General features: G+C 72.8%; 23 protein-coding genes and 1 riboswitch. Of the genes, 14 read left to right on the plus strand and 9 right to left on the minus strand.

The window, feature by feature from the left end:
• The first annotated feature begins 107 nt into the window (after window positions 1-107).
• Window positions 108-2339 carry an NADP-dependent isocitrate dehydrogenase gene (locus ACH5HR_RS05275; protein ID WP_416476615.1) on the plus strand — a complete coding sequence of 744 codons (2232 nt, stop codon included), beginning with the start codon at window positions 108-110 and terminating at the stop codon, window positions 2337-2339.
• A gap of 88 nt (window positions 2340-2427) precedes the next feature.
• Here the strand turns inward: ACH5HR_RS05275 and ACH5HR_RS05280 are convergent, their stop codons facing one another.
• The gene (locus ACH5HR_RS05280) at window positions 2428-2820 is read right to left on the minus strand and encodes a hypothetical protein (protein WP_402373609.1); all 393 of its coding nucleotides are present in this window, start codon (window positions 2818-2820) and stop codon (window positions 2428-2430) included.
• Window positions 2821-3041: 221 nt separating this feature from the next.
• On the opposite strand from ACH5HR_RS05280, the gene ACH5HR_RS05285 reads away from it, so the two are divergent.
• Window positions 3042-3527: a Dps family protein gene (locus ACH5HR_RS05285; RefSeq protein WP_402373607.1), complete on the plus strand. Its 486-nt coding sequence runs from the start codon at window positions 3042-3044 to the stop codon at window positions 3525-3527.
• A 124-nt stretch (window positions 3528-3651) separates the two neighbouring features.
• On the opposite strand, the gene gdhA is transcribed toward ACH5HR_RS05285, so the two are convergent.
• The 3 genes from gdhA to ACH5HR_RS05300 form a co-directional block, all read right to left on the minus strand.
• The gene (gdhA, locus tag ACH5HR_RS05290; RefSeq protein WP_416476617.1) at window positions 3652-4989 is read right to left on the minus strand and encodes an NADP-specific glutamate dehydrogenase; all 1338 of its coding nucleotides are present in this window, start codon (window positions 4987-4989) and stop codon (window positions 3652-3654) included.
• Window positions 4990-5125: 136 nt separating this feature from the next.
• The gene (gene purL, locus ACH5HR_RS05295) at window positions 5126-7471 is read right to left on the minus strand and encodes a phosphoribosylformylglycinamidine synthase subunit PurL (protein WP_416476618.1); all 2346 of its coding nucleotides are present in this window, start codon (window positions 7469-7471) and stop codon (window positions 5126-5128) included.
• 169 nt (window positions 7472-7640) lie between these two features.
• Window positions 7641-8210 carry a MarR family winged helix-turn-helix transcriptional regulator gene (locus ACH5HR_RS05300; protein WP_416476620.1) on the minus strand — a complete coding sequence of 190 codons (570 nt, stop codon included), beginning with the start codon at window positions 8208-8210 and terminating at the stop codon, window positions 7641-7643.
• Window positions 8211-8322: 112 nt separating this feature from the next.
• Between ACH5HR_RS05300 and ACH5HR_RS05305 the strand changes: the two genes are divergently transcribed.
• From ACH5HR_RS05305 to ACH5HR_RS05325, 5 genes are read left to right on the plus strand one after another with little or no spacing between them, the layout of a single operon-like run.
• Window positions 8323-9204 (plus strand): phytoene/squalene synthase family protein, encoded by an 882-nt coding sequence (locus ACH5HR_RS05305; RefSeq protein ID WP_416476622.1) that lies wholly within the window; start codon window positions 8323-8325, stop codon window positions 9202-9204.
• Window positions 9201-10805 carry a phytoene desaturase family protein gene (crtI, locus tag ACH5HR_RS05310; RefSeq protein ID WP_416476623.1) on the plus strand — a complete coding sequence of 535 codons (1605 nt, stop codon included), beginning with the start codon at window positions 9201-9203 and terminating at the stop codon, window positions 10803-10805. The genes ACH5HR_RS05305 and crtI overlap by 4 nt, the downstream gene beginning before the upstream one ends.
• The gene (locus ACH5HR_RS05315; RefSeq protein WP_416476624.1) at window positions 10802-11149 is read left to right on the plus strand and encodes a lycopene cyclase domain-containing protein; all 348 of its coding nucleotides are present in this window, start codon (window positions 10802-10804) and stop codon (window positions 11147-11149) included. The genes crtI and ACH5HR_RS05315 overlap by 4 nt, the downstream gene beginning before the upstream one ends.
• Window positions 11146-11457: a lycopene cyclase domain-containing protein gene (locus tag ACH5HR_RS05320; protein WP_416476625.1), complete on the plus strand. Its 312-nt coding sequence runs from the start codon at window positions 11146-11148 to the stop codon at window positions 11455-11457. The genes ACH5HR_RS05315 and ACH5HR_RS05320 overlap by 4 nt, the downstream gene beginning before the upstream one ends.
• Window positions 11454-12350, plus strand: a complete 897-nt coding sequence (locus ACH5HR_RS05325) for a prenyltransferase (RefSeq protein WP_416476626.1) — start codon at window positions 11454-11456, stop codon at window positions 12348-12350. Before ACH5HR_RS05320 ends, ACH5HR_RS05325 begins: the two co-directional genes overlap by 4 nt.
• Here ACH5HR_RS05325 and ACH5HR_RS05330 read toward each other — a convergent pair.
• Window positions 12316-12870, minus strand: coding sequence for a hypothetical protein (locus tag ACH5HR_RS05330; RefSeq protein ID WP_416476627.1), 555 nt, complete (start codon window positions 12868-12870; stop codon window positions 12316-12318). The genes ACH5HR_RS05325 and ACH5HR_RS05330 overlap by 35 nt on opposite strands.
• A 154-nt stretch (window positions 12871-13024) precedes the next feature.
• Between ACH5HR_RS05330 and ACH5HR_RS05335 the strand changes: the two genes are divergently transcribed.
• Complete coding sequence (locus ACH5HR_RS05335) at window positions 13025-13498, plus strand: hypothetical protein (RefSeq protein WP_416476628.1); 474 nt, start codon at window positions 13025-13027, stop codon at window positions 13496-13498.
• 156 nt (window positions 13499-13654) lie between these two features.
• Window positions 13655-13978 carry a hypothetical protein gene (locus tag ACH5HR_RS05340; RefSeq protein ID WP_416476629.1) on the plus strand — a complete coding sequence of 108 codons (324 nt, stop codon included), beginning with the start codon at window positions 13655-13657 and terminating at the stop codon, window positions 13976-13978.
• Window positions 13979-14011: 33 nt separating this feature from the next.
• Here ACH5HR_RS05340 and ACH5HR_RS05345 read toward each other — a convergent pair whose 3' ends face one another.
• On the minus strand, window positions 14012-16120 hold the full coding sequence (locus ACH5HR_RS05345; RefSeq protein WP_416476630.1) for an acyl-CoA dehydrogenase family protein: 2109 nt from the start codon (window positions 16118-16120) through the stop codon (window positions 14012-14014).
• Window positions 16120-16854 carry a TetR/AcrR family transcriptional regulator gene (locus ACH5HR_RS05350; RefSeq protein ID WP_402373576.1) on the minus strand — a complete coding sequence of 245 codons (735 nt, stop codon included), beginning with the start codon at window positions 16852-16854 and terminating at the stop codon, window positions 16120-16122. Before ACH5HR_RS05350 ends, ACH5HR_RS05345 begins: the two co-directional genes overlap by 1 nt.
• Before the next feature lie 88 nt (window positions 16855-16942).
• On the opposite strand from ACH5HR_RS05350, the gene ACH5HR_RS05355 reads away from it, so the two are divergent.
• From ACH5HR_RS05355 to ACH5HR_RS05370, 4 genes are read left to right on the plus strand one after another with little or no spacing between them, the layout of a single operon-like run.
• Window positions 16943-18298: an acetyl-CoA C-acetyltransferase gene (locus tag ACH5HR_RS05355; protein ID WP_416476631.1), complete on the plus strand. Its 1356-nt coding sequence runs from the start codon at window positions 16943-16945 to the stop codon at window positions 18296-18298.
• Between the two features lie 16 nt (window positions 18299-18314).
• A complete protein-coding gene (locus ACH5HR_RS05360) occupies window positions 18315-19661 on the plus strand; it encodes a 3-oxoacyl-ACP reductase (protein WP_416476632.1) in 1347 nt (448 codons plus the stop codon).
• Window positions 19658-20650: a MaoC family dehydratase gene (locus ACH5HR_RS05365; RefSeq protein WP_416476633.1), complete on the plus strand. Its 993-nt coding sequence runs from the start codon at window positions 19658-19660 to the stop codon at window positions 20648-20650. The genes ACH5HR_RS05360 and ACH5HR_RS05365 overlap by 4 nt, the downstream gene beginning before the upstream one ends.
• 35 nt (window positions 20651-20685) lie before the next feature.
• Window positions 20686-22158 carry an amidase gene (locus tag ACH5HR_RS05370; RefSeq protein WP_416476634.1) on the plus strand — a complete coding sequence of 491 codons (1473 nt, stop codon included), beginning with the start codon at window positions 20686-20688 and terminating at the stop codon, window positions 22156-22158.
• Window positions 22159-22182: 24 nt separating this feature from the next.
• Here the strand turns inward: ACH5HR_RS05370 and ACH5HR_RS05375 are convergent, their stop codons facing one another.
• Window positions 22183-23613: an aminotransferase class V-fold PLP-dependent enzyme gene (locus ACH5HR_RS05375; RefSeq protein WP_416476635.1), complete on the minus strand. Its 1431-nt coding sequence runs from the start codon at window positions 23611-23613 to the stop codon at window positions 22183-22185.
• Between the two features lie 30 nt (window positions 23614-23643).
• Window positions 23644-23759: riboswitch (SAM riboswitch) on the minus strand.
• A 107-nt stretch (window positions 23760-23866) separates the two neighbouring features.
• Between ACH5HR_RS05375 and ACH5HR_RS05380 the strand changes: the two genes are divergently transcribed.
• On the plus strand, window positions 23867-24538 hold the full coding sequence (locus ACH5HR_RS05380) for an HAD family hydrolase (RefSeq protein WP_402373559.1): 672 nt from the start codon (window positions 23867-23869) through the stop codon (window positions 24536-24538).
• On the opposite strand, the gene ACH5HR_RS05385 is transcribed toward ACH5HR_RS05380, so the two are convergent.
• Window positions 24521-25816, minus strand: coding sequence for an ATP-binding protein (locus ACH5HR_RS05385; RefSeq protein ID WP_402373556.1), 1296 nt, complete (start codon window positions 25814-25816; stop codon window positions 24521-24523). The genes ACH5HR_RS05380 and ACH5HR_RS05385 overlap by 18 nt on opposite strands.
• Window positions 25817-25852: the final 36 nt, after the last annotated feature.

Here is a 25852-nt window from a genome sequence, read left to right on the forward strand (position 1 = left end):
CTGCCTGTGCGCCGCCGCGCGCGGAGGGAGATGCTGTTTCGACACGGCCGCTCGGAGCAAAGTATCTTGATATCAAACGATCTCGACGTCCCCAGGAGCATCTCCGCATGACGACCCAGCCCCAGTCAGCCGCCGCCCGGATCTACTACACGTACACCGACGAGGCGCCGCTGCTGGCGACGTACTCGTTCCTCCCGATCGTCCAGGCGTACGCGGCGAAGGCCGGCGTCGAGGTCGACACGCGCGACATCTCCCTCGCCGGGCGCATCCTCGCGCTGTTCCCCGACCACCTGACCGAGTCCCAGCGCGTCGGCGACGCCCTGGACGAGCTCGGCCGGCTGGCCACCACGCCCGAGGCGAACATCATCAAGCTGCCCAACATCTCCGCGTCGGTGCCGCAGCTCAAGGCGGCGATCACCGAGCTGCAGGGCCAGGGCTACGCCATCCCGGACTACCCGGAGGACCCGTCCACGGACGCCGAGCGCGAGGCCCGCGCCCGCTACGACAGGGTCAAGGGCTCCGCGGTGAACCCCGTCCTGCGCGAGGGCAACTCCGACCGCCGTGCACCGGCGGCCGTGAAGAACTACGCCAAGGCGCACCCCCACAGCATGGGCGAGTGGTCCCCCGAGTCGAAGACCAACGTCGCCACGATGGGTGCCGACGACTTCTTCTCGAACGAGAAGTCGGTGACGATGCCCGCCGCCGACACGCTGACGATCCGCCTGCGCACGGGCGACGGCACCCGGGTGCTCAAGGAGGGCCTGGCCGTCGAGGAGGGTGAGGTCGTCGACGGGACGTTCATGTCGGTCGCGGCGCTGCACCGCTTCCTCGCGGAGCAGATCGAGCGCGCGAAGACCGAGGGCGTGCTGTTCTCCGCGCACCTCAAGGCCACGATGATGAAGGTCTCCGACCCGGTCATCTTCGGCCACATCGTCGAGGCGTTCCTGCCCGAGGTCTTCGAGCGCTACGGCGCGCAGCTCAAGGCGGCCGGGCTCTCGTCCCGCGACGGTCTCGCCGGCATCCTGTCGGGCGTGGACGCCCTGCCCGAGGGTGAGGAGATCAAGGCGGCCGTGGCGAAGGGTCTTGAGGCCGGCCCTGCGCTCGCGATGGTGAACTCGGACAAGGGCATCACGAACCTGCACGTGCCCTCGGACGTCATCATCGACGCCTCGATGCCCGCGATGATCCGCATCGGCGGTCACATGTGGGGCCCGGACGGCGCCGAGCACGACACGCTCGCCGTCATCCCCGACTCCTCCTACGCCGGCGTCTACCAGGCCGTCATCGACGACTGCCGCGCCAAGGGCGCCCTCGACCCGGCCACCATGGGCTCCGTGCCGAACGTCGGCCTCATGGCCCGCAAGGCCGAGGAGTACGGGTCGCACGACAAGACCTTCGAGATCCCGGCCGACGGCACCGTGGAGGTCGTGAACGCCGCCGGCGAGGTGCTCATGTCGCACGACGTCGCCGCCGGAGACGTCTGGCGCGCGTGCCAGACCAAGGACGCCCCGATCCGCGACTGGGTGGGCCTGGCGGTACGCCGTGCCCGCGAGTCGGGCGACCCGGCCGTCTTCTGGCTCGACGTCGACCGCGCGCACGACGCGCAGCTCATCGCCAAGGTGGAGGAGTACCTCGGCGACCACGACACCGACGGGCTCGAGATCCTCGTCATGGCTCCGGCCGAGGCGACGCGCTACTCCCTCGACCGGATCCGCGAGGGCCTGGACACGATCTCGGTGACGGGCAACGTGCTCCGCGACTACAACACGGACCTCTTCCCGATCCTCGAGGTCGGCACGTCGGCCAAGATGCTGTCGATCGTGCCGCTGATGAACGGCGGCGGGCTCTTCGAGACCGGCGCGGGCGGATCGGCCCCGAAGCACGTCCAGCAGCTCCTGGCCGAGAACTACCTGCGCTGGGACTCGCTCGGCGAGTTCTTCGCGCTGTCGGCGTCGTTCGAGCACCTGGCCCGCGTGGCCGGCAACGCGAGCGCACAGGTCCTCGCGGACACCCTCGACCGCGCGACCGGGACGTTCCTCGACCAGGACAAGTCGCCGACCCGTCGCGTGGGCGGCATCGACAACCGCGGCTCGCACTTCTACCTCGCCCTGTACTGGGCGCAGGAGCTGGCCGCGCAGACCGAGGACGCGGAGCTCGCCGCGGCGTTCGCGCCGCTCGCAGCCACCCTGGCGGAGCAGGAGTCGACCATCGTCGACGAGCTGCTCGCGGCCCAGGGCAACCCCGTCGACGTCGGCGGGTACTACTACCCGGACGGCGACAAGGCCGCTGCGGTCATGCGACCGTCGCGGACCCTCAACTCGGCGGTCGACACGTTCTGACCCGAGCTCCGCACCGGCCCGGTCGAGGTACCGCCTCGGCCGGGCCGGCCCTGTCTCCGCCGAGGAAGTGCGACGTCCGCCGAGGTCGTCACCAGGACCAGCCTCGGGCGCTGAGCTCCAGCTCCTCGCGCAGCCGTTCGTCCTCGGTGACCCGCTCGTCGGCGCGCAGGGGCCGGTCGACGACGGCGAGCCCGGCCGCGCGGCAGGCGTCCCGCAGCATCGCGTCGTAGGCGTCCTGCGCGGCCCGCCAGTGGTGGGCGCGGGCATAGACGTCCGGGTCCTCGGTCACCTTGTGCAGCTCGTGGGAGAGCTCGCCGAGGCGGATCTGGATCGCCAGCGTGACGAGAGGGTCCGGTCCGTCCCGGCGACGACGACGCCGTTCCCGTGCCGCTCGGTGCGGCGCCGAGCGCAGCCAGGTACCGACAGCCATGATCGCGAGCACGAGCACGACCGACATCAGGTACGCCAGCGGCCACGTCATCGGAAGCCTCCCTGCGCCCCAGCATAGTGACCCGCGCCACGGCGCGCCGGTCAGGAGCGTGTCCGCCGAAGGGTTGCCTGCCCTGCCCCGCTCCCCCAAGGCACGCCTGTCCTTGCTGGCGGACCTGCGGAATTGTTCCTAACCTGGAATCGTTCAAGAGAACGGCGCAGCACCAGCACGGTGACCGCCGCCGGGCGATCCCCGAGAGAGCGAGGAACATCATGTCCGCACCGTCGATCCATCGCAGCACGCACCGGGCCGAGGCGTCGGAGAAGCTCCACGCCCACCTGCAGCGGGTCCTCGTGGCCCTCGTCGACCTGCACGTCCAGGGCAAGCAGGCCCACTGGAACGTCACGGGGCGCGGGTTCCGCGACCTGCACCTCCAGCTCGACGAGCTGGTCGACGTCGCCCGCGAGCACAGCGACACCGTCGCCGAGCGTCTGCGGGCGCTGCAGGCCGTGCCGGACGGCCGCACCGAGACCGTCGCCACGAAGACCGACCTCTCGCCCTACCCTGCCGGGCTGGTGTCGGTGGGCGACACCGTGGACGCGGTCGTCGAGCGCGTGGCGCAGACCGTCGAGGTCGTCCGCGACGTGCACGACGAGGTCGACGCCGAGGACCCGACCTCGGCCGACCTCCTGCACGAGATCATCGCCGACCTGGAGAAGCAGGCCTGGATGATCTCCTCGGAGAACTCCGAGGTCTGAGCACCGCGGTGGCCCCGCGCAGCACGACGGCGCGGCTCCGCGATCGAGGAGCCCCGCCGGCGGCGCGGCCGGGGCCGTCGCCGCCCGGGCTGTCGGGTGAGACGACGCCTCCGGTGCTGTCGGGTCAGACGACGCCGAGCGAGATGATGGCGTCGGCCACGCGCGTGAAACCGCCCACGTTGGCGCCCACCACGTAGTCTCCCGGGGCGTCGTACTCGTCAGCGGTCGCGAGGCACTGGTCATGGATCGTGGCCATGATCTCGCCGAGCCGCTGCTCGGTGTAGTCGAAGCTCCAGGAGTCCCGCGAGGCGTTCTGCTGCATCTCGAGGGCCGACGTCGCCACGCCACCGGCGTTCGCGGCCTTGCCCGGCCCGAAGAGGACCCTGTGCTCGCGCAGCAGGGCCACGGCCTCGCGCGTGCACGGCATGTTGGCGCCCTCCGCCACGGCACGGACGCCGTTGGCCACCAGCCGCTCGGCGTCCTTGTCGGTGAGCTCGTTCTGCGTGGCGCAGGGCAGGGCGACGTCGGTCGGCACCTCCCAGAGGTTGCCCTCGGTGACGAACCGGGCGCCCGGGCGACGGTCGACGTAGTCGGACACCCGCCCCCGCTCGACCTCCTTGATCTGCTTGAGCAGGTCGAGGTCGATGCCCGCCTCGTCCACCACGTACCCGGAGGAGTCGGAGAACGTGATGACGCGGCTGCCGAGCTGCTGCGCCTTCTCGGCGGCGTAGATGGCGACGTTCCCCGAGCCGGAGATCGAGACGCGCAGACCGTCGAGCGACTCGCTGCGGGTCGCCAGCATGCGGTCCGCGAAGATGACGCACCCGTAGCCCGTCGCCTCCTTGCGGACCAGCGAACCGCCCCAGGTCAGCCCCTTGCCCGTCAGCACGCCGGACTCGTACCGGTTGGTGATCCGCTTGTACTGGCCGAAGAGGAAGCCGATCTCGCGAGCGCCCACACCGATGTCACCGGCAGGGACGTCGGTGTACTCGCCGATGTGGCGGTACAGCTCCGTCATGAACGACTGGCAGAAGCGCATGACCTCGCCGTCGGAGCGACCGCGGGGGTCGAAGTCCGAGCCGCCCTTGCCGCCGCCGATGGGCAGGCCGGTGAGGGCGTTCTTGAAGACCTGCTCGAACCCGAGGAACTTGACGGTTCCCAGGTAGACGGACGGGTGGAAGCGCAGGCCGCCCTTGTACGGCCCCAGGGCCGAGTTGTACTCCACCCGGAAGCCGCGGTTGATCCGGACCTGACCGGAGTCGTCGACCCACGGGACGCGGAAGATGATCTGGCGCTCGGGCTCGCAGATGCGCTCGAGCACCGCCGCCTCCGTGTACTGCGGGTTCTTGCGCAGCACCGGGACGAGCGACTCGAAGACCTCGCGCACGGCTTGGTGCAGCTCCACCTCGCCCGGGTTGCGCTGCAGCACCTCGGCAAAGGTCCCCTGCAGTTGGTCTTCCATCAGTTCTCCTCCGGTTCGACGGTGACGACGTGCCGGTCACGGCGCGCCCCTGGTGCTCCGGCCAGCATGACGATCTCATTCGCGCATGGCGAATCGTCCCGGAACGTGAGACGGCGAACCGGGCGCACGGCGACGATCAACCGAAGATGCGCGGCAGGGTGGCCTCGTGCACCTCGCGCGCCTCGTCCAGCGCGATCGCGAACGACTCGGCGCCGAACGACACCGTGACCGTGTCGCCGCCGGTCTCGCCGATCCGCGCGACCGGCACACCGGCCGCCTCGGCCGCCGCGACGATCTGGGCCTCCCGCTCCGGCGCCACCGCGACCAGCGCGCGTGCGGTGGTCTCGCTGAACAGCGCAGCGAACGGCGTCACGCCGTCACGGCCGGTGACCGCGTCGAGCGAGGCGGTCACGCCGACACCGTAGCGCAGCGAGGCCTCGAGCAACGACTGCACGAGCCCGCCCTCGGACAGGTCGTGCGCCGCCGTCGCCGCCTGCGAGCGGCGCGCCTCCACGAGCACGCCGGCCAGCGCACGCTCGGCCTCGAGGTCGACCCGCGGGGGCAGCCCTCCGAGGTGGCGGTGCACGACGTCGGCCCAGGCGGACCCGTCGAGCTCGTCGGCGGTGGCGCCCAGCAGCAGCACCGACAGACCCGCGGCGCGCCAGCCCGAGGGCAGCGCGGTGCGCACGTCCTCGATGACACCGAGGACGCCGACCACCGGCGTCGGGTGGATCGACGAGTCGATCTGCCCGGGCTCACCCGAGCCGTTGTACAGCGAGACGTTGCCGCCGGTGACGGGCACGCCCAGCTCCTGGCACGCGTCGGCCAGGCCCTCGATCGCCTCGACGAGCTGCCACATCGAGTCGGGGTGCTCCGGCGAGCCGAAGTTGAGGCAGTCGGTGACGGCGAGCGGCGTCGCGCCCGTCGTCGCCACGTTGCGGTAGGCCTCGGCGAGCGCGAGCCGTGCGCCGGCCCGCGGATCGAGCTTGCCGTAGCGGCCGTTGGCGTCGGTGGCCAGGGCGACGCCCAGGCCGGTGGACTCGTCCACGCGCACCACGCCGCCGTCGTCGGGCTGGGACAGCGCGGTGTTGCCCTGGACGTAACGGTCGTACTGGTCGGTCACCCAGGCGGGTGAGGCGAGGTTGGGCGAGGCGAGCAGGCGCAGCGCCGTGGACCGCAGCTCGTCGGCGGTCTCCGGGCGGGCCAGCCCGAGGCCGGCCACGGACGCCCGCTGCAGGTCGTCCTGCCAGGCGGGGCGCGCGTAGGGGCGATCGTAGACGGGGCCCTCGTGCGCGACGGTCCGCGGGTCGACGTCGACGATGCGCTGGCCGTGGTGGTCGATGGTGAGGCGGCCGGAACCGTTGACCTCGCCGATCACGGACGTCTCGACGTCCCACCGGTCGGTGATGGCCAGGAACGCGTCGAGCTTCTCCGGCGTGACGACCGCCATCATCCGCTCCTGCGACTCCGACATGAGGATCTCGCCGGCGTTCAGCGACGGGTCGCGCAGCAGCACGTCGTCGAGGTCGACGTGCATGCCGCCGTCGCCGTTCGAGGCGAGCTCGGAGGTGGCGCAGGAGATGCCGGCCGCACCGAGGTCCTGGATGCCCTCGACGACCTTCGCCGCGTAGAGATCCAGGCAGCACTCGATGAGCACCTTCTCCATGAAGGGGTCGCCCACCTGCACGCTCGGGCGCTTCGCGGGGACGCCGTCCTCGAAGGTCTCGGACGCGAGGATGGACGCCCCGCCGATGCCGTCGCCGCCGGTGCGCGCACCGAAGAGGATCACCTTGTTGCCGGTGCCGGAGGCGTTGGCGAGGTGGATGTCCTCGTGCCGCAGCACACCCAGGCACAGCGCGTTGACGAGGGGGTTGCCCTGGTAGGAGGCGTCGAACACGAGCTCGCCGCCGATGTTCGGCAGGCCGAGCGAGTTGCCGTACCCGCCGACGCCGGAGACGACGCCGTGCACGACCCGCGCCGTGTCGGGGTGGTCGACCGCACCGAACCGCAGCTGGTCCATCACGGCCACGGGGCGGGCGCCCATCGAGATGATGTCGCGCACGATGCCGCCGACGCCGGTGGCGGCGCCCTGGTACGGCTCGACGTAGCTCGGGTGGTTGTGCGACTCGACCTTGAAGGTGACGGCCCAGCCGTCGCCGATGTCGACGACGCCGGCGTTCTCGCCGATGCCGACGAGCAGGTGCTCGGTCATCTCGGGCGTGACCCGCTCGCCGAACTTGCGCAGGTGGTTCTTCGACGACTTGTAGGAGCAGTGCTCGGACCACATCACCGAGTACATCGCGAGCTCGGCGGCCGTCGGGCGGCGCCCGAGGATGGCGCGGATCCGCTGGTACTCCTCGGCCTTGAGCCCGAGCTCGCCGTACGGCTGGGTCTCGTCGGGGTTCGCGGCGGCGTTCTCGACGGTGTCGAGCGTCGGGCGCAGGGGCGGCGCGGTGTCGGCGCGGTCGGCAGCGGCGGTCATCAACATCCCTCGGTTCGCACGGGGCGCCGGACCGGGTGATCTCCGTGCGCACGCGGCGGTCGCCGCACGCCCACGGAATCCGGCGTCGGTCCGGGCCAGGTCGCGCGCGACCCCGTGCCCCGACGACGTGCCACGAGCGCGGCTCGACGCGGGACGGGGCGGCGCAGGCTCAGTCTACCGGGGCGGCGGCGGTACCCGACGCGGCGGTAGGAGCGTCCGAGGAGACCGTGACGACGTGCGTCGCGGCGTCGTCGTCATCCCTCGAGAGCTCCTCCGCCATCGCCAGCAGGAAATCGCGGACAGCCGGCCGCGCCGACGCCGGGACGGTCCGGGCGACGTCGAGCATGCGCGAGTGCATGCCCCCGAGGCGTTCCCGCACCTCGTGGTGGACGTCGGGGGTGACCCGGAGCACCACGGAGCGGCGGTCGTCGGGGTGCGGTCCGCGTTCCAGGTGGCCCGACCGGCAGAGCCGGTCGACGAGCTTGGTGGTGGCGGCGGTGGAGACGTCGAGGTGCGTGCTGAGCATCCGGGGGGTCGCCGGCACGTCGGTGTGCTCACGCTCGATCACGAACCGCAGCGCGCGGAGGTCGTTGACGTTCATGCCCATGTCGCGGCTCGCGCGCTGCCGCATGGCCTCGTCGGCCCGGCGGAGGGTGCGCACGGCCTCGAGGAGGTCGCGCAGGTCCTCGTCGGCGGGTCCGTACCAGTACCGCGACGTCCCGCTGCTCGGCTGGGTCACGGGGACAGCGTAGCCCTGTCGTGGTTATTATCTAACCTGGCAAGATACTTTCCAGGTGTTCTAGTTCCCTGAGGAGAAGGCCGTGAGCAGGCAGAGCCCGGCGCCTTGCGCCATGCTGGAAGACGTGCCGGCGAGGGCGGGGCGAGCGGCGACGGCCACCGAGTACGACCGTGCCGCGCGACGGACGGCTGCCGTCGTCGTCGACACCTACTCGACATCGTTCGGATGGGCCTGCCGACTCCTCGGGCCCTCGGTGCGGGACCACGTCCGTGCCGTCTACGCCCTCGTCCGGGTCGCGGACGAGATCGTCGACGACATCGCCGCCGACCTGACGGTCGCGCAGCGCGAGGAGCTGCTCACCGGGCTCGAGGAGGAGGTCGCCTTCGCCGCGAAGCGCGGCTACAGCCACAACCTCGTGGTCCACGGGTTCGTCAGGACCGCACGGCGATACGGGATCGGTCCCGACCTGGTCGACCCGTTCTTCGCGTCGATGCGCACGGACCTGTCCGTCACCCGGCACGACGACGAGAGCTTCGCGCGCTACGTGCACGGCTCGGCGGAGGTCGTCGGGCTCATGTGCCTGCGCATCTTCGTCGACGGGGCCGACGGCGCCTACGCACGCCGGGCGGCCGGCGCGGCCCGCCTCGGCGCGGCCTTCCAGAAGGTGAACTTCCTGCGCGACCTGGCCGACGACGTCGACGGCCGCGGGCGGAGCTACTTCCCCGGGCTCGACCCCGCGGCGTTCGACGACGCCACGAAGGACCGGCTGCTCGACGACATCGAGGCCGACCTGGCCGTCGCCCGGCGCGCGATCCGGGACCTGCCGCGGTCCAGCCGGGTGGCCGTGCAGCTCGCGCACGACCTCTTCGCCGAGCTGACCCGTCGGATGCGCGGCACGCCCGCCGCCGTGCTGCGGCACCAGCGCGTGCGCGTGCCCGACGTCGTCAAGCTCCGCCAGGCGGCGCGCGCGGTGAGCCGGGAGATGACCCGATGAGGGTCGTCGTCGTCGGCGGCGGGATCGCCGGCCTGGCGACCGCCGGGCTCCTGGCGCGCGGGGGGCACGACGTCGAGGTCCTCGAGCGCCAGGACGCCGTCGGGGGACGCGCCGGCTCGTGGGAGTCGGGCGGCTTCCGCTTCGACACCGGCCCGTCCTGGTACCTGATGCCCGAGGTGTTCGACCGCTGGTTCCGGCTCATGGGCAGCAGCGCGGAGGCGGAGCTGGACCCCCGACCGCTCGACCCCGCCTACCGGGTGTTCTTCGACGGGCACGCGGGGCCCTTCGACGTGGCACCGGACCGCGCGCGCAACGTGGCTGCCTTCGAAGCCGTCGAACCCGGTGCCGGGGCACGGCTGGACCGCTACCTCGACTCGGCGCACGACACCTACGACATGGCGATGCGGCACTTCCTGTACACGACCTTCGCGTCGTGGCGGGGCCTCGCCTCGCGCGACGTGCTGACCCGCCTGCCGCGCCTCGGGACGCTCCTGGGCCGGTCGCTCGAGTCGTTCGTCGCCGGCAGGTTCGACGACGTCCGGCTGCGCCAGCTCCTCGGCTACCCGGCCGTGTTCCTCGGGTCCTCGCCGCAGCGTGCGCCCAGCATGTACCACCTCATGAGCGCGCTCGACCTGGACGGCGGCGTGCGGTACCCGCAGGGCGGCTTCCACGCCGTCGTCACCGCCGTCGCGCGCCTGACCGAGGACGCGGGAGCACGCGTCCGCACGGGTGCCCGCGTCACGGCGATCACGACGGCGCCCGGCCCCGGACCCGCCGGCGTCCCGGCCCCGCGCGGCCCCCGGGCGCACGCCACCGGGGTGCGGTGGACCGACGACACCGGCGCCGAGCACCAGACGCGTGCCGACGTCGTCGTCGCCGCCGCCGACCTGCACCACGTCGAGACCGAGCTGCTGCCGCCCCCGCTGCAGACCTACCCGCAGCGCTGGTGGGACCGGCGCGACCCCGGGCCCGGCGGCGTGCTCGCACTGCTGGGCGTCCGTGGGCGGCTTCCCGGGCTGGCCCACCACTCGCTGTTCTTCACCCGCGACTGGCACGCGAACTTCGGTGACATCGCCGCAGGGCGCGTGCCCGACCCGGCATCGCTGTACGTGTGCGCGCCCTCGCGCACCGACCCGACGGTCGCACCCGACGGCGACGAGAACCTGTTCGTCCTCGTGCCCGTCCCGGCCGACCCGGCGCTCGGCCGTGGCGGGGTCGACGGTGCCGGCGACGCCCGGATCGAGCAGGTCGCCGACGCCGCGATCGAGCGCGTCGCCGAGCAGGCAGGCGTGCCGGACCTGGCCGAGCGTGTCACGGTGCGCCGCACCCTCGGTCCCGGGGACTTCGCCGCTGACCTGTCCGCGTGGTCCGGCGGGATGCTCGGACCCGCGCACACGCTGCGCCAGAGCGCCATGTTCCGCGCCGGCAACCGGTCGCGCCGCGTGACCGGGCTGCTCTACGCGGGCGGATCGACCATCCCCGGCGTGGGGCTGCCCATGTGCCTCATCAGTGCCGAGCTGGTGCTCAAGCGCCTGCGGGGCGACACGAGCAGCGGCCCCGTACCGCTCCCCGGCCCCACCGCGACGGCGGAGGTCCCGTGAGCTGGGACCAGCTCGTGTACCTCGCTCTGCTGCTCGGAGCCCTGGCCTGCATGGCCCTGATCGACCACCGCGCACGCCTGCTCCTCTTCTCGGCGCACCCGGTGCGCGGCGCCGCCGTGCTGCTCGCCGGGACGGCCGTGTTCCTCGCCTGGGACGTCGTGGCGATCGCGGAGGGCTACTACGAGCGGGGCGGTGCCGCGATGACCGGCGTCGAGCTCGCCCCGCACCTGCCGCTCGAGGAGCTGTTCTTCATCCTGTTCCTCTGCTACGTCACGCTCGTGCTGCACGGGCTGCTGGCACGATGGGCCACCCGGAGGACGAGCCGAGGAAGGACGGTCCGATGACGTACGCGCTGCTCGCCGTCGTGGTCGTCGCCGCCTGCCTGGCGCTCGCCGTCGCGGCCTCCGTGGCACGCGGGCTGGGCCCGCGGTGGTGGGCCCTGATCGCTGTGACGGCCGCCGTCCTGGTCGTGCTGACGATCGTGTTCGACAGCCTGATGATCGCCGCGGACCTGTTCCGCTACGGCGACGGCGCCCTGCTCGGCCCCCGGGTCTGGCTCACGCCGGTCGAGGACCTGGCGTGGCCGGTCGTGGCCGCCCTGCTGCTGCCCAGCCTCTGGGCCCTGGCCGCACCGAAGGAGAACACCGGATGACGGCCGTCGCTCACGACGGGCCCGCGGTCGCGCTGCGCCAGCTCGTCGGCTCGTCCCGCCCGGTCAGCTGGGTCAACACCGCCTACCCGTTCGCCGCCGCCTTCGTCATGGCGGGCGGCATCGCGGGCACCGGCGTCACCGAGCTGGTCCTGGGGACGCTGTACTTCCTGGTGCCGTACAACCTGCTCATGTACGGGCTGAACGACGTGTGGGACTACGAGTCCGACCTGCGCAACCCCCGCAAGGGCGGCATCGAGGGCGTGGTCCTGTCGCGCCGCTGGCACCGGCTGACCGTGTGGGCCGCCGTGGTGACCAACCTGCCGTTCCTCGGCTACCTCGTGACCGTGGGCGACGCGGCGTCGACGGCGGTGCTCGCCGTCAGCGTGTTCGCCGTGGTCGCGTACTCGGCACCGCGCCTGCGCTTCAAGGAGCGCCCGGTGCTGGACTCCGCCACGTCCAGCACCCACTTCGTCAGCCCCGCCGTCTTCGGGGTCGCGCTGGCGGACGGTTCCTTCAGCGGACCCGTGCTGGCGGCGCTCGCGGGGTTCTTCTGCTGGGGCATGGCGTCGCAGGCCTTCGGGGCGGTGCAGGACGTCGAGGCCGACCGTGCTGCCGGGATCGGGTCGGTGGCCACCTGGCTCGGCGCGGGCCGGACGGTCCGGGCGGCGATGGCCGGTTACGCCGTCGGCGGTCTGGTGCTGCTCGCCTGCGGCTGGCCGGGGATGCTGGCCGCGCTGCTGACCGTGCCGTACCTGCTGAGCATCGCGCCCTTCCGGAACCTGGCGGACGCCGACTGCGAGCGGGCGAACGCCGGCTGGCGCCGGTTCCTGTGGCTCAACATCGTCACCGGGTTCCTCGTCACTCAGCTGTTGATCTGGACAGCCCTGCGCTGAGCCGCCCCTCGACCACCGCGAGGCCCGCGGTGGCCGCACCGAGCACCAGACCGACCGTCGTGTGCGGTGCCCGTACGCCGCGCGCCCGCAGGTGCTCGCCCGCGCGATACGCCCACCGCTCGCCGAGCACCGCGACGGTGCCGGCGACCGCCAGCCCACCGACGACCACGGCGCCGGTCAGCACCGGGCGGCCGGTGCCGTCGGCATCTCCCGCGCCGGTGGGGCAGGCGGGGCCACCAGGGTCGGCAGGGTCGACGGCACCGAAGGCACCGACGGCGTCACGGACGTCGCGGGCTGCAGCGCGCGCCTCGGAGCCCCCTCGCGTCGCCATGGCGAGCGCGAAGCCCGAGACGAGCACGGCGGTCTTGACGAGGGCGCGTGCGCGGCGCGAACGGACGACGTCGGGCACGGCGTACCACGCGAGCGTGGCGCCCCCGCTGATCGCCACCTCACGGAGGTCGATGCGCGGCGCGGCCGGTCCGGACGGTGCGGTGCTGGACGAGATGTCGGTCTGGCTCATGCCCGGGACAACGTGCCGCACCGGACCCAGGTTCCCGGCCGGTCCCGCATTGAACAACCCATGGACCACGTGACCCGTGTCCGTGAAACCGGTCACATCTTGTTCATTTGCGGCAAGGGTTTGCTTGTGCGGCACACCGTGCTTTGATGCGCTCGTGGAACTTCTTCGACCATTCACCCCCGGTGCCTTCGCCTACGGGCTGGCGTCCTGGTCGTGGCTGGGCATCCACGGAAAGACGCCCCGGTTCGCCTCCCTGTTCGGCGACGTGTTCCTCGAGTCCCTCGAGGGATGGTGGTTCCTGGACACGGTGGAGGGCACGCTCGAGCTGCGCTGGCCCACCGCCGTCGAGCTCAGCGCCGAGCTCGAGTCCCCGGACGGCCGCACCGACCTCCTGCTCGAGGACCTCGCCATCGAGGCGGCCCGGTACGGCGTCGTCCCGCAGGACGACGAGGTCCTGACGTTCATGCCCCACCCGCGCCTCGGCGGTCGGTTCAGCGCCGACAGCGTGGTCGCCGTCCGGTTCGAGCTCGCGCTGCGCCTCGCCGGCGAGGTGCACCGCCAGACCGCCCCGGAGCCGTCCCCGCTGCTGCTGGGCCACAGCCTCGCAGGACGCCACACCCACACCTGAGAAGTCTGACCTTCACGCCGCCCTGAGGTCGCTCAGAGGTCCCGACGTGGTCGGTACCGACTTGTGACCTGCGTGCGATCCCCTGCGGATGCGGCCGCAAGGTATGTGTCGTGTCCTGGAGTAGCACGGAAGAGGCGGACCGTGGAGGTCAGGACAATGAGACGGGTACTGCTCGCGGGGAGCGCCGTCGCCGTCGGCGACGGGTTGCTCCTCGGTTCGGCGATGGCGTTCGGATGGACGTTGGTGGCGCTGCTGGCGATCACCGTGGGAGCGGCCGGCACGCTCGGCGTCGCGATGATGACACCGCCCCCTCGCGCACCGGCCCGTCCTGCCACCGTCACGCTGGGCCTGCCCCTGCGAGAGGTCACCACCGAGGACGCCGAGGACACGGTTCCTGACGGCGGCCCGCTCGTGCACCCGGCAGCGCAGGAACACGAGCCGGACGCCGTCGTCGTGCGGCCCGCACCGCTCGCCGCCTGAGCCGGCGGCGGCGCGGACCGCTCCCGGAGGCGCTCAGCGCTTCTTCTTGAGAGCCTTTTCGCTCACCGGTGCCTCGCCGCTCGCGCGCCGGGCCGCGTAGTAGGCGCGTGCCTCGTCCTGGCGCTCGGCCTCCGCACCCGAGGCGATCTTGGCCCGCAGGTGCTCCTGGCCGAAGCCCCAGGCGTCGACCAGGTCCACGGCGTGGGGGCGCAGCCGCAGCAGCAGCCGGTCGACGTACGCCGTGACCGTGCGGGCACGCTGGTCGGAGAGCCGGCCGTGCAGCAGGTACCACGCGAGGTTGCGCTCGATCACGGTGAGCCCGAAGACGTCCCGCACCCACGTCATCACTCGGCGGGTGCCCGGGTCGTCGATCGACGGCAGGGCGTCGGTGAACGCCTCCCAGCGCAGGAGGTCGGCGTGCGCGCGCGCAGCCTCCACCAGGGCCACCTGGTTCTCGTCGAGGATGCGGGCCGCCTCGGCCGGGGACGCCTTCTGCGCGGGCCGCAGCGCCAGCGCCACCTCCTCGACCATGGTCGCCACCCGGTCGGCGAGCAGCTCGCGCTGCGTGTCGGCGTCGCGCAGGTGCCCCGCCGCCCGGCGCGGGTCACCGATGTCGGCGATCGCCTGCGTCACCCGGCGCAGGCCCGTCCGGTGCAGCGCGGCGTCGGTTGCCCGCTCCACGACGAACCGAGCCATGCCGGTCGGTGTCTTCGTCGCACCCTTGAGCTCGCGCCCGTAGTCGCCGACGAGCCGCTTGGCGACGAGCTGCGCCAGCACGGTGTTGTCCCCCTCGAACGTGGCGTAGACGTCGAGGTCGGCGTGCAGCGAGGTGATGCGGTTCTCGGTGAGGAACCCGGCGCCCCCGCACGCCTCGCGGCACTCCTGCAGCGTGTCGAGCGCGAACGCCGTCGACGTGGACTTCAGGGCTGCCGCCGTCGTCTCCAGGTCCTCCCGGTTCTCCGGGGTGTCGTGCTCGCCGGAGAAGACGTCGTCGAACAGGTCGAGGAGGCGCTCGTTCGCGAAGTGCCCGGCGTACGCCTCCGCGATCCGCGGGAAGAGCCGGCGACGGTGCGTCGCGTAGTCCAGCACCACCATCTCGTCGACGCCGGGCCCGGCGAACTGCCGGCGCTCCGCCGCGTACTTCACCGCGATGGCGAGACCGATCTTGGCCGCGTTGACGGCCGAGCCGTCGAGGGAGACACGGCCCTGCACCAGCGAGCCCAGCATGGTGAAGAAGCGACGCCCGGGGCTGTCGATCGGGGACGAGTACGTGCCGTCCGCCGCCACGGAGCCGTAGCGGGCCAGCAGGTCGGTGCGCGGGACGCGGACGCCCGTGAAGTGCAGGCGGCCGTTGTCGACGCCGCGCAGACCGCCCTTGAGACCGTCGTCCTCGCCGCCGACGCCGGGCATGAAGGCTCCGGCGCTGCCGTCGGGGTTCGTCTCGCGGATCGGCACGTAGAAGCAGTGCACGCCGTGGTCGACGCCGTCCGTGATCAGCTGGGCGAACACCGTGGCGGCCGTCGCGTGCTGCGCCGCGTTGCCGAGGTAGTCCTTCCAGGCCCCGCGGAACGGGGTGTCGATGACGAACTCCTCGGTCGCGGGGTCGTAGGTCGCCGTGGTGCCGATCGAGGCGACGTCGGACCCGTGCCCCGTCTCGGTCATGGCGAAGGCGCCCGGGACGCTCAGGTCCATCGCACCCGGGAGCAGCCGGTCCTGCTGCTCGGGCGTGCCCAGGTGCAGGATCGCCGCACCGAACAGGCCCCACTGCACCCCGGCCTTGATCTGCAGCGACGGGTCGGCCGCGACCAGCTCGGAGAAGCAGGCCAGGTTCGCGCCGGGCTGGTCGTAGCCGCCCAGGCGCTCCGGGAAGGCGAGCCAGGAGATCCGCTCGCCGTCGGCGACCATCTCGCGCATCTGCTCGAGGGTGCGCTCCCGGTGCTCCGCCGGCGTCAGCGTCTCGTCCTTGTGGAAGCGCGCCTCGCCGGCGCGCTCGCGCGCACGACGGCGGTCCTCGGGCCAGCGGCCCAGCAGCAGCTGGGTCAGCCCGTCGACATCGATCCGGAGGTCGCCGGTCGCGGAGGCTGCGCTCGCGGAAGTGGTGCTGGCGTGGTCGGCCGCGGGGCGGTCGGACGTCGTCGTCATCAGGACTCCTGCTTCTCGGTGGTGGGTGTGTCCGTCAGGCCCGCGGGCCGGCCGGAGGTGCCGTGGTGCAGCACCCCGACGGGCCCGTTCCAGAGCCAGGTCGTGATCTGGTCCGTGAGCTCCTCGCGCGTGAGACCCGCGGCGAGGGCGTGACCGAGCCACCACTCGCCGGTGCCCCGCACGAAGCCGACGGCTCCGGCGGCCCAGGCGGCCGCCGTCGGCTCCGGGACTCCCGCGGCCTGCGCGGCAGGCTCGGCGACGAGCGTGATGACCGAGTCCAGGTAGGCGCCGAGCGCCTCCACCTGGCCCGAGGCGCCGTCGTCGGGCACGTTGCCGCCGATGGACGTGCGCGTGACGAACCAGTAGACGTGCGGCGAGGCCTCGATGGTCTGCAGGTAGACGCGCACCATCGCCCGGAGGGCGGCGTGCGGCGTCGGCGCCTCGTGGGCCGCCGCGGCCAGCCGCCGGTGCATGCCCGCCACGACCGCCTCGGCGACGGCGAGCCGCAGCCCGGCCTTGTCGTCGAAGTAGCGGTAGAAGATGGACTTGGAGGTGCCGGCCACGGCCGCGATGTCGTCCATCGACGCGCCGGGGCCGAGCTCGTGGATCGCCCGGCGCGCGTCGCGCACGAGCGAGGTGCGCCGCTGGGCGCGATGATCGTCCCAGCGGGTCGACCGGCCGTCGGGCCTCGGGCGGGATGCGTTGTCCGCGCGTCCCTGTGCTGCGACCGTCATCGGTCACCCCCTCCTCGTCTCACGAAACTCAGAGTATCAGGTACTGTGAGTACCACCTGAAACCGTCGGAGTGTAAGGAAGCACCGCAGTGGCTACTCGCCAGAAGACCAGCGCCCCCGCGGCTGGCGGCACAGCCGCCCAGCCCCAGGGTGTCCGCGACGCCGTCATCGTCGGCGGCAACCGCATCCCCTTCTCGCGCGCGGGGAAGAGGTACGCGGACGCCTCCAACCAGGAGATGTTCACCGCCGCGCTCGAAGGCCTCGTCGCCCGGTTCGGCCTCCAGGGCGAACGCCTCGGCGAGGTCGTCGGCGGCGCCGTGCTCAAGCACTCGCGCGACTTCAACCTGATCCGCGAGTCCGTGCTCGGCTCCTCCCTGTCCCCCGCCACGCCGGCCTTCGACCTCCAGCAGGCCTGCGCCACCGGCCTCGAGGCGACCATCAACATCGCCAACAAGATCCGCCTCGGCCAGATCGAGTCCGGCGTCGCCGGCGGCAGCGACACCGTCTCCGACGCACCGATCGCCGTCAGCGAGGGCCTGCGCCGCGCCCTGCTCGAGGCCCAGCACGCCAAGACCTGGCAGGCCCGCGCCAAGGCGCTCGCCGCCATCCGCCCCGGCGACCTCAAACCGCTGGTGCCCGCCACCGACGAACCCCGCACCGGGCTGTCGATGGGTGAGCACCAGGCCGTCACCACCGCCCGCTGGGGCATCGCCCGCGAGGCGCAGGACGAGGTCGCGCTCGCCAGCCACCAGCACCTCGCCGCCGCGTGGGAGGCCGGGTTCTTCGACGACCTGGTGACCCCTTTCCGCGGCGTGACCCGCGACGACAACCTGCGCGCCGACACCTCGCTCGAGAAGCTCGCGAGCCTCAAGCCCGTCTTCGGCCGGTCGCTCGAGACGACCCCCACCATGACGGCCGGCAACTCCACGCCGCTGACCGACGGCGCCTCCACCGTGCTGCTCGGTTCGCGCGAGTGGGCCGAGTCCCACGACCTGCCCGTCCTCGCCCGGTTCGTCGACGCCGAGACCGCCGCGGTCGACTTCGTGCACGGCCACGAGGGCCTCCTCATGGCCCCCGTGCACGCCGTGCCCCGTCTGCTCGCCCGCACCGGGCTCACCCTGGACGACATCGACTTCTTCGAGATCCACGAGGCGTTCGCGTCGACCGTGCTCACCACGCTGGCCGCCTGGGAGGACCCCGACTACTGCCGCGACGAGCTCGGGCTGGACGGCGCCTTCGGTACCGTGGACCGCGCCAAGATCAACGTCAACGGCTCCTCGCTCGCCGCCGGGCACCCCTTCGCCGCCACCGGCGGGCGGATCGTCGCCACCGCCGCCAAGCTCGTCGCCCAGCGTGCCGCGGAGACCGGCCGGCCCGCCCGCGCCCTCATCTCCGTCTGCGCCGCGGGCGGCCTCGGGGCCACCGCCGTCGTCGAGTCCGTCTGACCCGGGAAGGAAACCGATGACCGACCGCTACACCCAGGCCGTCAACTCCGGGTTCACCAAGACGCTCGCCAAGAAGCTCGGCCTCCCCCGCCCGGCGATCCTGCGCCGCTACCGCGCCGGCGACCCGCTCGCCGTCGGCCCCGTGCTCGTGGTGTCCGACGGCGCCTCCCAGAAGGACGCCGACGTGCTCGCCCAGGCACTCCTCGCATGGGACGTCGACGTGCGCCGCCAGCCCACGGACGACGTCCGCTGGGGAGCCGTGCTGCTCGTCGTGACAGAGGCCGAGACGCCCACCGACCTCGCCGAGCCGGTCCTCGCCGTCGGCTCCGTGCTGCGCCGGCTGGCCCCCAACGGCCGCGTCGTCACCGTCTCGCGAGCGCCGGCCGAGGGCGACTCCCCCGCGCTGTCCGCCACCCGCAACGGCGTCGACGGGTTCCTGCGCTCGCTCGCCAAGGAGCTGCGCGCCGGCGCCACCGGCAACGGCGTGGTGCTCACCGACGGCGCGGCCGTCGGCGCCGGGTCGACCCTCGCCACCGTGCGCTTCTTCCTGTCGGCGAAGAGCGCGTACGTCGACGGCCAGCTCCTGCGCGTCGGCCCGGCCGAACCGACCGGAGCGGACCTGACGACGGACCGCCCGCTGGCGGGCAAGGTCGCCGTGGTCACCGGTGCCGCCCGCGGCATCGGCGCCTCGATCGCGCAGACCCTGGCCCGCGACGGCGCGACGGTGGTCTGCGTGGACGTCCCCGCCGCCGGCGAAGGGCTCAGCCGCACGGCCAACGACGTCGGCGGCACCGCGCTGCAGCTCGACGTCACCGCGGACGACGCGGGGACGCGCATCCTCGCCCACGCCCGCGAGCGCCACGGCGCCCTGGACATCGTGGTGCACAACGCGGGGATCCTGCGCGACAAGCTGCTGGCCAACATGAAGCCGGCCCAGTGGGAGGCGGTCGTCGCGGTGAACCTCGCCGCGCAGCTGCGGATCAACGAGACGCTGCTCGCCGCCGGGCTCGACGGGCTGCACATCGTCTCGCTCGCCTCCACGTCGGGCATCGCCGGCAACAAGGGGCAGTCGAACTACGCCTTCTCCAAGGCCGGCGTCATCGGGCACACCCGCGCGACGGCTTCCCTCCTGGCTGCGCAGGGCGGAACCGCCAACGCCGTCGCCCCCGGTTTCATCGAGACCGACATGACGTCCTCGATCCCCTTCGCCATCCGGGAGGTGGCCCGCCGCCTGCCGACCCTCGCGCAGGGCGGCCGGCCGGTCGACGTCGCCGAGGCGATCGCGTTCCTCGCCTCCCCGGCGGCCGCCGGCGTCAACGGCCAGGTCCTGCGGGTGTGCGGCCAGCACATGGTGGGCCAGTGACGGCCGAACCGCTGCGGACCAGCGACGGAACCGCGCTCCGCGTCGAGACCCAGCCGAGCCTCCCGGGGCTCGGCGGGCTCTACGCGCGAGGAGCCGCGGCGTCGGGCCGGATCGCCGCCGGCCGTGCCCTGCCCGCGCTGCCGGTCATCGGGGCCGGTCGCTCGGCGTCGGACACGGAGCACGACGGAGGCCCGCTCACGCTTCCCGACGTCGCGTACCGCGTCGCGGGAGTGACGACCACCGGCCTCGCCCGGCACCTGCACGAGTACCAGCGTCTGCTGCACGAGCCCGTCGCCGACGTGCTGCCCGCCGGCTACCTGCACGTGCTGGCGTTCCCCCTGGCCACCGCGGTCATGGTGCGCGGCGACTTCCCGCTGCCCCTGCTGGGCATGGTGCACCTGCGCAACGCGGTGGAGCTGCGCGGCCCGGTCCGGGTGGGGGACGTCCTCGAGGTGCGGGCCTGGGCGGAGAACCTGCGTCCGCACCGGCGCGGGGTGCAGGTGGACCTCGTCGCGGAGATCCGGCGGGACGGCGCCGGCCCGGAGGAGCGGGCCGTCTGGCGCGGGGTGTCGACGTACCTCGCCAAGGGTTTCTCGCTGCCGGACGCCCCGGCGGTCGACGACGAGTCCCGCCCGGAGTGGCACCTGCCGCTGCCGACCGGCCGCTGGGCGCTCGGCCCCGGTACGGGCCGCGCCTACGGTGCCGTCTCCGGCGACCGCAACCCGATCCACCTGTCGGCGCTCTCTGCGAAGGCGTTCGGCTTCCCGCGGGCGATCGCGCACGGCATGTACACCGCCGCGCGCGCCCTGGCCGACGTCGGGCACCAGCGCGGGGACGCCTACCGCTGGACGGTGGAGTTCGGCAAGCCGGTGCTGCTGCCCGGGACGGTGGACCTCGCCGTGACCCAGGAGGAGGACGGCTTCGCGTACGTCGGCTGGAACGGCCGGCGTCGCCAGAAGCACTTCTCGGGGACGGTCACGCCGCTCTGACGGGATGTTCGCGGCCGACGACGTAGCCTCGAGTCATGGACGCCCTGCACGAGCAGACCGCCGTCGAGCTGCGCGACCGCCTCCGGTCCGGCGAGCTCGCACCGACCGAGGTGACCGAGCACTTCCTGGCCCGCATCGCGGCGCGCAACGACGCGCTCGGCGCGTTCTCCCGGGTGACCGCCGACCTGGCGCGGGAACGCGTCGCGACGCTCGGGCCGCCGTCGGGCACGCTGTGGGGCATGCCGACGGGCGACAAGGACCTGTTCGCCCGCGCCGGGGTGCCGACGGGGTTCGGTTCCCGGGCGCTCGCCGGGTTCGTGCCGCAGGTCTCGGACGGGGTCGTGCTCGATCTCGACGCGGCGGGTGCCGTGAGCCTCGGGCGCACCACCGCTCCTGAGCTCGGCTTCCCCGCCTACACCGAACCGCTCGCCGGGCCGGTCGCGCGCAACCCGTGGGACCTCCAGCGGGGTGCGGGCGGCTCCAGCGGCGGCGCGGCGGTCGCCGTCGCGGCCGGGCTGCTCCCCTTCGCCCCGGGGTCCGACGGCGGAGGTTCCGTCCGCATCCCGGCCGCGGCCTGCGGGGTGGTCGGGCTGAAGCCCTCGCGCGGCCTGCTGCCCTCCGGCTCGGGGATCGAGTCGCCGGGCGGGCTCGTCGTCAACGGGCCGCTCGCCCGGACCACCGCGGACACCGCTCTGCTCCTGGAGGGGATGCTCGCGCGGCGCGCCGACGGCCGGGTGGCGCACCCGTACACGCTGCGCACGGAGGCGGCGGGCGCGGGGGCGTACCTCGCGGCGGCACAGCGCGGCGAGGTGGTCGGCCCGGACGGTACCGCGCGGGCCGTGGGGGCCGAGCACGGCGGCCGGTTCCGGCTGGGGGTGAGCACCTGGTCCGCGTGGGACGACTACTACGACATCACCGTGGACCCGGAGGCGACGGCGGCCCTCGACGCGGGCGTGGCGGCCCTGAGCGGGCTCGGCCACGGCGTCGAGGAGCACCGGTGGGACCCGGCGCCCGAGTACGGCGACGCGTTCCGCAGCCTGTGGATGGGCGGCGCCTCGGCGGTGCCGATCGACGACCAGGCCGCGCTGGACCAGCTCGAGCCGCTGACCCGCTGGCTGATCGGGCGTGGCCGCGAGGTGCCCGCCCGCGAGCTGGTCGAGGCGCTGCGGGTGCTCACCGCGTTCGAGCGCCGGCTCATCGCGGGCCTGGGTTCGTTGGATGCGGTGGTGACGCCCGCGCTGGCCATGACGCCGCGGCCCGTCGGGTGGTTCGACCCCGAGGACCCCGACCGGAACTTCGCCCAGCAGTGCCAGTACACGCCGTTCACGTCGTGGCTCAACGTCGCCGGGCTGCCGGCGATCACCGTGCCCACGCACTGGACCGACGACGGCCTGCCGATGGGCATCCAGATCATCGGGCGCCCCGGCGGCGAGCTGACGCTGCTGGCCCTGGCCGCCCAGCTCGAGGACGTGCTGCGCTGGCCGGAGCGGCGCCCGCCGGTCTGGTGAGCCGTACTACCTCGGCGTGGGCCGTCAGGCGTCTTCGGGGAGGCAGCCGAACGCCTCGTCCCGGCCGGGGCCGGCGGTGACGAGCAGCCCTTCCAGCCCTGATCCCTCGGGCACCGGACGCGGGTCGTCGACCACGATCCAGAGGCCGTCGACCACGTCGTAGTGCGCCTGCGGGCCGTCCGTCACCAGGGTGCCCACGGCTGCGACCAGCCGTTCGACCTCTTCGCCGGCGGTGCCGACACCCACGGACGACCGGACCGCCCCGGCGCCGTACCCGAGCCGGGAGAGCAGCGGGTGCGCGCAGAACCGGCCGTCGCGCACCCCGATGCCGTGCTCGGCCGACAGGTAGGCCGCGACCTGTCCGGGCTCGTACCCGTCCACGGTGAACGTCACGACCCCGACGGCGTCGGCCGCGTCGGGCCAGAGCCGCACCACCTCTACGCCGTCGATCGCCTCGAGGCCCGTGACGAGCCGTCCGCGCAGGGTGTCCTCGTGCTCGCGCAGCGTCTGGCCGTCGATCTCGCCGAGCGCCTCGCAGGCGGCGGCGAGCGCCACCGCCCCGAGCACGTTGGGCGACCCGGCCTCGTGCCGCGCCGGGCCGTCGTGCCACTCCGTGCCGTCGACGCGCACGCTGCGCACGGCGCCACCGCCCGCGAGGTACGGCGTGCCGGTGTCGAGCCAGTCGCGACGGCCCACGAGCACGCCCGCGCCGAACGGGGCGTACGTCTTGTGCCCGGAGAACGCGAGATAGTCGACGCCGGTCTCGGCCAGCGAGAAGCGGCGGTGCGGGACGAGCTGCGCCCCGTCGAGCAGCACGCGGGCGCCGACGGCGTGCGCCGACTCGACCAGGTCCGCCACCGGCAGCACCTCGCCCGTGACGTTCGAGGCGCCGGTCAGGGCCAGGAGCGCGTACCCCTGCCCGACGGCGGCAGCCGCCGCGAGCTCCTCGCGCAGCGCCGTGACGGTGGCGGCGGCCGTCTCGCAGCCGGTCAGCACCGTGGCGCGGGCGGACCGCTGCCAGGGCAGGAAGTTCGCGTGGTGCTCCACGTCGAGGACGAGCACCCGGCCCGGCTCGCCGTCGTCGGACGCCGGGAGGCAACCCGCCAGGAGGTTGAGCGCGTCGGTGGTGTTGCGCACGATCAGTGTGGCGTCGTCGTCCCGGGCCCCGACGAACTCGCCGATGGTGCGCCGAGCGGTCTCGTACAGGGAGGTGGCCACCTGCGAGAGATAGCCGGCACCGCGGTGCACGGAGGCGTACAGCGGGAGCGTGCGCGTGATGCGGTCGGCGACGGCCTGCAGCGCGGGGGCGGAGGCCGCGACGTCGAGGTTCGCGTAGGGGACGCGGCGTCCGTCGACGAGCGGGGCGGGCGTGTCGTGGCCGACCACCGGCAGGACGGGGCGCAGGTGGCCCACCTCGGCGTCGGGACAGGCGAGGGTCTCGGTGAGAGCGGTCATGCGGTCCTCCTCAGGTTCCGGGGAGCGACCTCCCCGCGCTTGCCCGACGCCGGACGGCGCGGAGCCAGGTCGTCACCCGGGGCACCCCGCCGCGAGGGGAGGGTTGCCGGCCAGCGAGCCGGGGCTTCGCGCTGGCGCTCATGACCTGCTGCCATGGTCACCAATCGCGAGCGGCGATGTCAACAGATGGGCGCGTTGTCTCAGGATGCGGGCACCTGAGGGTCGCGTGCCGGAGAGGAGGAGACGATCTGGCATGAAGAAGTACATCCTCTTCGACCATGACGGCGTGCTCGTGGACACCGAGCACTGGTACTTCAAGGCCGGCGAACGCGCCTTCGCCGACGTCGACCTGACGTTGGACAAGCCGCAGTACCTGAGCGACATGAGCAACGGCCTGGGCACGTGGGTCCAGGCCAGGTCGGCGGGTGTCGACGAGCAGACGATCGATCGGCTCCGCGAGGCACGCGACGACTACTACCAGGAGTACCTGCGGACGCAGCAGATCGAGATCGACGGCGTCGTCGAGGTGCTGGCCGAGCTGTCACGGCACGCGCGTCTGGCCGTCGTGACGACCGCCAAGCGCGCGGACTTCGACCTCATCCACGAGAAGCGGCAGATCCGCGCCTTCATGGACTTCGTCCTCGTGCGTGAGGACTACGAGCGCGCCAAGCCGGACCCCGAGCCGTACCTCATGGGCTTGGAGCGCTTCGGCGCCACCAGGGCCGAGACCTTGGTCGTGGAGGACTCGGCCCGTGGGCTGCGGTCAGCAGTGGCGGCCGGCATCGACTGCGCCGTCGTCCACCACGAGTTCACTCGGTCCGGCGACTTCTCGGGTGCGACCTTTCGAATCGAAGCGCTGGGCGAGCTGACCGACATCGTCCGGGGCGATGGGCTCCCCTCGGAGAGCTCACGGACCAAGCAGTGACAGCGGAACGACGGCGATCCCGTCCTCGGGGCGCCGGTAGGCGATGGGCCCTGTGGTGACGACGACGGCGTCGAGCAGGTCGTCCCCCAGCTTCTCCTTGAGCCACCGCAGGTGCTTGACATCATGATCTGTCGGGTGCGGCGCGACCTTGACCTCGATGGCCACCACCTTGCCGTCGTCCCGCTCGACGATCAGGTCGACCTCGTGGTCACCCTGCTTGGTCCGCAGGTGCGAGACCTTGGCCTCGTGCGTCTCGGCATGGACGAGGACCGACAGTGCGACCAGGTGCTCGAACATGGCGCCGAGCAGGAGTCCGTCGCGGATGGTCACCTTTCCCGGGTGAGGACGCTCGAGAAGACCACGCGCACCGACACCGAGCAGCCTCATGGCCAAGGCAGGGTCTGCCAGGAAATGCTTGGGCGACTGCGCGAGCGACGCCAGGCGCCGCCGGGGCCCGAGCCACGCCGGCACCTGGTCGATCAGCCAGAGCCGGGCGAGCGTGTCCCGGTAGGCAATGGTCGCCGAACGCGACGGCTTGTCGACCTGCCCCGACGTCGATGCGTTGAGGATGGACTCGTAGGACGCCGTCGAGCTCGTGGCCGCGGCGAAGGCCGTCAGCCAGGCACGGAGCGTCTCCGGCCTGCGCACCACGTGCCCGACCTCACTGAACTCGTGATCCACGATGCGCGCGACATACCCGTTCAACGCCCGCACCCGCATCCGCTCAGGAAGGGTCCGCATTCCGGGGAACCCTGACGCAGCGATCTCCTCGGCGTAGTCGCGCAGCACCAGCTCGGATCGTCCACTGACGGGCGCCGGGTGATCGCCGAGCAGTTCACCGAACGACACCGTGGGTTCGACCAGGCCTCGCTCGTCCATCGACATGGGGCGCATGCGGAGTCGCACGATGCGCCCCGCGCCCGAGTGCGTCCGCTCGGTCGGTGTTGCTGACCCGGTCAGCAGGTAGCTTCCTGGCGGCGCCCCGCGGTCCACCGCGCGGCGCACCCTGTCCCACGTAGCGGGCACCTGCTGCCATTCGTCGACGAGCACGGGCCGCGGCTCCTCGGTGAGCCACGAGGTGTCGATCTCGGCGAGCCGCGCCTCATCCGGGTCGTCGAGCGAGAGCACGGTTCGGGCCAGACGACGTGCCGTCGCTGTCTTCCCGACGCCCTTCGGCCCTTCGAGCGCGACGGCAGGCAGACCCGACATGACGTCGTCCAACAGGCCATCAACTGCTCGCGGGGTGTAGTCCATGGAGTCGACATTACCCCAGGCCATGCGCTCAAGACTACAGATCGACGCACTTAAACACTA

This window comes from Isoptericola maris (assembly GCF_048065335.1).
Taxonomy (GTDB): domain Bacteria; phylum Actinomycetota; class Actinomycetes; order Actinomycetales; family Cellulomonadaceae; genus Isoptericola; species Isoptericola rhizosphaerae.